This window comes from Nostoc sp. DedQUE04 (assembly GCF_034530995.1).
In the GTDB taxonomy this organism is placed as follows: Bacteria; Cyanobacteriota; Cyanobacteriia; order Cyanobacteriales; family Nostocaceae; genus Nostoc.
In genome coordinates this window covers 12,746-18,633 of record NZ_JAVRCA010000105.1, presented here as the reverse complement: position 1 = coordinate 18,633, position 5,888 = coordinate 12,746, and the positions used below count along the sequence as shown (strand labels likewise).

At 42.6% G+C, this 5,888-nt stretch carries 3 protein-coding genes and 1 pseudogene; 2 read left to right on the top strand and 2 right to left on the bottom strand.

The genetic code is table 11. The features are described 5' to 3' along the window. Positions 1-18: 18 nt before the first annotated feature. Positions 19-510: an NAD-binding protein gene (locus RM049_RS37440; protein WP_416212693.1), complete on the bottom strand. Its 492-nt coding sequence runs from the start codon at positions 508-510 to the stop codon at positions 19-21. Positions 511-804: 294 nt separating this feature from the next. On the opposite strand from RM049_RS37440, the gene modB reads away from it, so the two are divergent. Continuing rightward, positions 805-2,610, top strand: a complete 1,806-nt coding sequence (modB, locus tag RM049_RS37435) for a molybdate ABC transporter permease subunit (RefSeq protein ID WP_322707842.1) — start codon at positions 805-807, stop codon at positions 2,608-2,610. A gap of 362 nt (positions 2,611-2,972) precedes the next feature. Here the strand turns inward: modB and RM049_RS37430 are convergent. Next, a pseudogene (locus RM049_RS37430) lies at positions 2,973-3,242 on the bottom strand (IS630 family transposase); the annotation flags it as partial. A gap of 541 nt (positions 3,243-3,783) precedes the next feature. On the opposite strand from RM049_RS37430, the gene RM049_RS37425 reads away from it, so the two are divergent. Next, on the top strand, positions 3,784-5,888 hold a 2,105-nt coding region (locus tag RM049_RS37425; protein WP_322707841.1), incomplete at its 3' end, for a DUF4347 domain-containing protein.

Sequence of the window (5,888 nt, the reverse complement as noted above, 5' to 3'; positions counted from 1 at the left end):
TTTTACTCCAGCTTTTTATTATCCCATGTTATTTATATTAAGGATAAGTCTAATAGCTTCAGAATCAAGGGCTGTCAGAGCGAAGGCATGAGCTGAAAGATGAGTAGGTTCAAAGGCAACAAAATTACCGAGATTTTCCCACAAGAGTTTGTTGAAATTTTGTTTGTCAGAACGTACAATCAAGCGAACGTGCGGATTAAGACGCCGTGCTGCAAAGGCAGCTTCTATATTTATCCGCTCATTTCTGGTTACTAAAAGTATAGAACGACACTGGCTGATACCTGCCCGCTCTAAAACACTTGGCTGGCGGCAGTCTCCTACGATCAACTTTTCTAGTAAGTTAGGTATTTCTGGGACTTCCCAATGTTCGGGTTGCACATCCTCAATAGCACTGACTTTAACATCGTATTCCTTGAGGATTGCAACGCAATGTTGCCCTAAACTTTTGAGTCCGCATACTAAGAAAAGGTCTTGGGGTTTTTTTTGATTGCTGCTAGGAGGGGGATGCACTTTCTGTTGACGGTAGTATTAGATACTGCTAACAGGATGTGTTTACTAGGGTTTTTACACTTCGGTAATTCCTAACAATTTTACCAGTTGGTTTCAAGATGAGTATCAAACGATCGTAAACCATATCGAATTCTGATATTTGATACCCAACTAAACGCAAATTTTGTTTAAAGCTTGGATAGTTTTTGGGATTTCCTTGATTGATTGTGATGTAATTTACCAACTTTTTCCAACATATTAAAGCTAAAGTTGGTAAATTAGGGATTAGTTGAGCTAATTCTTCCCTACGCAACTATGCCATTGGATTTATCGCCTCTTTGGATATCACTCAAAACTTCATTACTTGCCACATTTATCACCTTCTTTTTGGGTATCGCTGCTGCCTACTGGATGCTGGGATATGGTGGCAGAGGTAAATCGTTGATTGAGGGTATCTTTATTGCGCCCCTGATTTTACCGCCCACAGTTGTCGGGTTCTTGTTACTGCTATTTTTTGGCAAAAATGGCCCTGTAGGGAAATTCATGGGGGCTTTTGACTTCACCATCGTATTTACTTGGTATGGTGCAGCGATCGCAGCCACAGTAGTTTCTTTCCCTTTAATGTATAAAACTGCACTGGGAGCCTTTGAACAAATAGATGGTAATCTGCTGCGAGTCGCTAGAACCCTTGGTGCAAATGAAACTACAATCTTTTGGCGCATCAGTTTACCCTTAGCACTACCCGGCATTGTCGCCGCCACAATGTTAGCTTTTGCCCGTGCTTTGGGAGAATTCGGCGCGACATTGATGCTGGCTGGTAACATTCCCGGACAAACGCAGACAATCCCAATGGCGATTTATTTTGCTGTGGAAGCGGGAGCAATAAATGAGGCTTGGTTTTGGGCGATCGCAATTATGGTGATTTCTCTATCTGGAATTATTGCAGTCAACTTCTGGCAAGAATTGAGGGAAAGAAAGAGAGCAGGGGGAGCAGAGGAAGCAGGGGAAGCAGGGGAAGAAAATCTTTATACTCCGCAATCTAGCTTTGAATCTGGTGGATTGTTAGTCAACATTGAAAAAATACTTCCTAGCTTTGATTTAAAAGTTGCTTTCAATACTGATGAGCAACCCTTAGGATTGTTAGGAGGTTCTGGAGCGGGTAAGAGCATGATTTTGCGCTGCCTTGCGGGAATAGAAACACCCACAACCGGGCGCATAATTTTAAATGACAGAGTTTTGTTTGACTCAGAACAAGGAATTAATGTACCCAGCCGCGATCGCCGCATCGGTTTTTTAGTGCAGAATTACGCTCTGTTTCCGCACATGAGTGTGGCGCAAAATATCGCTTTCGGCTTGCCCAAAAACCTATCTGCTGGGAGTATTCGGGTGCAAGTAGAGGAGCAACTAATAGCGATGCAGTTGCAAGGATTAGGCGATCGCTATCCGCACCAACTTTCTGGGGGACAACAACAACGGGTAGCCTTGGCAAGAGCATTAGCAAGTCAACCGGAAGCATTGCTTTTAGATGAGCCGTTTTCCGCACTTGATACACATCTGCGTAGCCAATTAGAGCAGCAAATGACAGAAACTCTAGCTGGCTACCAAGGTGTGACTCTATTTGTCACGCATAATATGGAAGAAGCTTATCGGATTTGTCCGAATCTATTGGTGTTGGAGCATGGCAGAGCCGTTCATTATGGTAGCAAACATGAGATTTTCCAGCATCCTGCTACCGTTAGTGTCGCCCAACTTACTGGATGCAAAAACTTCTCCCGTGCTGTTCTCCAGTCATCACAACAGTTGGAAGCGACTGATTGGGATTGTACTCTGCAAGTAATTGAACCAGTCAAGAGCGAATTATCCCACGTCGGCATTCGTGCCCATCAGTTCATTTTTACCAACGACTCATCACAGGAAAATACCTTTCCCTGTTGGGTAGTACGAACAAGTGAAACGCCTCATAGAATGACATTATTTCTCAAGCTATATTCGGCTGGCAAGAATTCTCAAGATTATCATCTGCAAGCTGAAGTCTTCAAAGAAAAATGGGCGATGATGAAAGACAAACCTTTTCCTTGGTATGTGCGTTTAGATCCTCTGCGGTTGATTTTGATGGAGTGAACGCAGAGATATATGTAACAGATGGCGTTGCATAAAATGCTTGTGGAGGGTTGGGTTATATCGTGTCCGGTAAAAGACTTATCATTAAGTGCGCAGGGGGGCAGAGGAGCAGGGGAGCAGGGGAGAGGGTTTTGTATTTTCTGCACAGATGTATCGAATCACAAGTAATAAGCCGGACATGATATTAGACTACAACATGAAAACCGTCGTACTCTAGTTCACTGTAAAACAAGAATTGTATCGCCTAAAAGGCGATCGTTGCTGATATTTTGCAATTAGACCATACACTAGCGTACAAGTTAGAAAGTATGGGGTTAGCAAAACTAAATAGTAATCAATTGACTATAGCGATCCTAAATTATTTATGAAAAAAAATCATACTCCTTGAGTTTAGAAAATTCAAAAATTTGAAAATGGATTGATAGCTTAAATAATGCCTTTACTACAGTAAAAGAATGATTGTAAGAATAAAGTTATTCTTACAATCGCAAAATATCTTCTACAGGATTCTTTTGTGGTGCATTGGAGGCAAATCTGAAGCAGATGAGCAGCCATTGTTCTTTTTCAGGTTCAGGATTTAATGAATCTAGATAATCTTAAATTTGCTGCGAACAATTATAGCTTGCACCATCACAATTTTATCATCTATGGAGGTGCTCAAAGCGTTTAGACTCAGACAGGCTGAAATTATTGATAATAGTATCAATAAGGTTAATTTGGACATGAGCTTTAGAAGCGATCGCGAAATGTCTAATTGAACTTCAATGCCTGAAAGCTTTGTTCTCGTTGGATTATAGAAAATATCAAGATTTTCAACTTAACCAGCAGAATGTGATTTTTTATGTAGTTTATAATAATTTATACGTATTACAAATCAGTAATTTTACTGTGGTCATCATTAGTTTTTGTAAATAGTCTTAGGTTGATTAGCTCGCCTGCATTGCCAAAAGATCGTTGCTTTTGTTTGATTACTTTGTGATATGTAACCCAACATAATTAACGCTCTTTTATTACTCTCATTAGAGAATATTTAAAACCTTGTTTTTTCGAGCTTGGTTCCAAACAAGAGTTTTTTATATTTACCGAGCAAGCGAGACTTTGAAAAAGATTCAAACTCAGCATCTTTTTTCTCTCACCAGAAACATAAACACTGTGTATTTTGTAAGATAAATTATGTTGAACCCAAGACCTATCAAGATAGCTACCAAGTCTACTCAAAACCTGAATAAGAAAATTTCTGTTAATCGCCTAGTTTTCATCGATTCACAGGTGGACAACTACCAAACCTTGGTAACAGGTGTTTTGCAGAATACTTCTGTCGTAATTCTAGATAACGACCGGGATGGCATTGAGCAAATTAATCAAGTGCTGGCATTGCATCAGGGAATCAATAGTCTGCATATTGTTTCTCACGGCGCACCAGGACGAGTCTATTTAGGGAACAGTCAACTCAGCCACGAAACACTCAATCGTTATGCAGCGCAACTGATGGGTTGGGCAAGTGCGTTGAGTGCAGATGCACAACTGCTACTGTACGGTTGTGAAGTAGCTCAAACAGAGCAAGGCATGGCATTTGTCCAGCGCCTGAGCGAACTGACAGGTGTAGTAGTAGTGGCATCTGATAATTTAACAGGCAGTGCTGCATTAGGCGGTGACTGGGCACTGGAAGTGAACACGGGGGTAATTGCTCCTTCTTTAGCGTTCCAGCCAGAAGTTATGGCAGCCTACGCTTCAGTACTAGCTGTAGTACTTCCTGACACCAGCTTTAGCAGTGATGGTAAAGTCACTACTGATTTAGGCTTTATTGCTATTGATATCGGCCGCAGTGTTGCTTTACAAACCGACGGCAAAATTATCGTTGCAGGAGACAGCAACGGTGACTTTGCCTTAGTGCGTTACAATACTGATGGCTCGCTCGACACCAGCTTCAACAGTAATGGCAAGGTTACTACTGATTTAGGCTTACTCAGCATCGACATCGGTTACAGCCTTGCTATACAAGCGGATGGTAAGATTATCGTCGCCGGAACTAACGGCACTGACTTTGCTCTAGCACGTTACAACAGCAATGGCTCACTCGATACTAGTTTTAGCAGTGACGGCAAGGTTACTACTGGTTTCGGTCTTACCATCGACATCGCCCACAGCACTACTGTACAAGCAGATGGCAAGATTATTGTCGCCGGAACTGACGGCACTGACTTTGCCCTAGCGCGTTACAACAGTAATGGCTCACTCGACACTAGCTTTAGCAGTGATGGTAAGGTTACTACTGATTTCGGCTTACTTGCCATCGACATCGTTTACAGCACTGCTGTACAAGCAGATGGCAAGATTATCGTCGCCGGAGTGAGTAACGGTGACTTTGCCTTAGCACGTTATAACAGCAATGGCTCACTCGACACTAGTTTTAGCAGTGATGGCAAGGTTACTACTGATTTCGGCTTACTTGCCATCGACATCGTTTACAGCACTGTTGTACAAGCAGATGGCAAAATTCTCGTCGCCGGAGAGAGTAACGGTGACTTTGCCCTAGCACGGTACAACAGCGATGGCTCACTCGACACTAGCTTTAGCAGTGATGGTAAGGTTACTACTGATTTCGGCCTCCTTCCCAACGAAATTGCCTACAGCCTTGCTGTACAAGCAGATGGCAAGATTCTTGTGGCAGGAGTGAGCAACAATGACTTTGCTCTAGTCCGTTACAACAGCGATGGCTCAATCGACACCACTTTTGACAATGATGGCAAGGTCAGTACTGATTTAGGCTTAGGCTTACTCACCCTTGACATTGCCTATGGACTTGTTCAACAGCCCGATGGCAAGATTATCGTCGCTGGAACTGACGGTACTGACTTTGCTGTGGTGCGTTACTTGGTTGACGAAGTTCCTACAGACTTGGGGTTGAGCCAATTAAATGTTAATGAGAACGTTGTTGCGGGAACAGTAATTGGCACATTTACTACCACAGACGCAGATGCAGGTGACACATTCACCTACAGTTTAGTAACCGGAACTGGCGATACCGATAATAGTGCATTCACAATTGTTGGTAATCAGCTTAAAATCAACGCCTCCCCAAACTTTGAAACCAAATCTAGTTACAACCTCCGAGTTCGGACAACTGATTCGGGTGGAGTTACTTATGAGAAAGCATTGGCGATCGCGGTTAACAATCTCAACGAAGTTCCTACAGACTTGGGGTTGAGCCAATTAAATGTTAATGAGAACGTTGTTGCGGGAACAGTAATTGGCACATTTACTACCACAGACGCAGA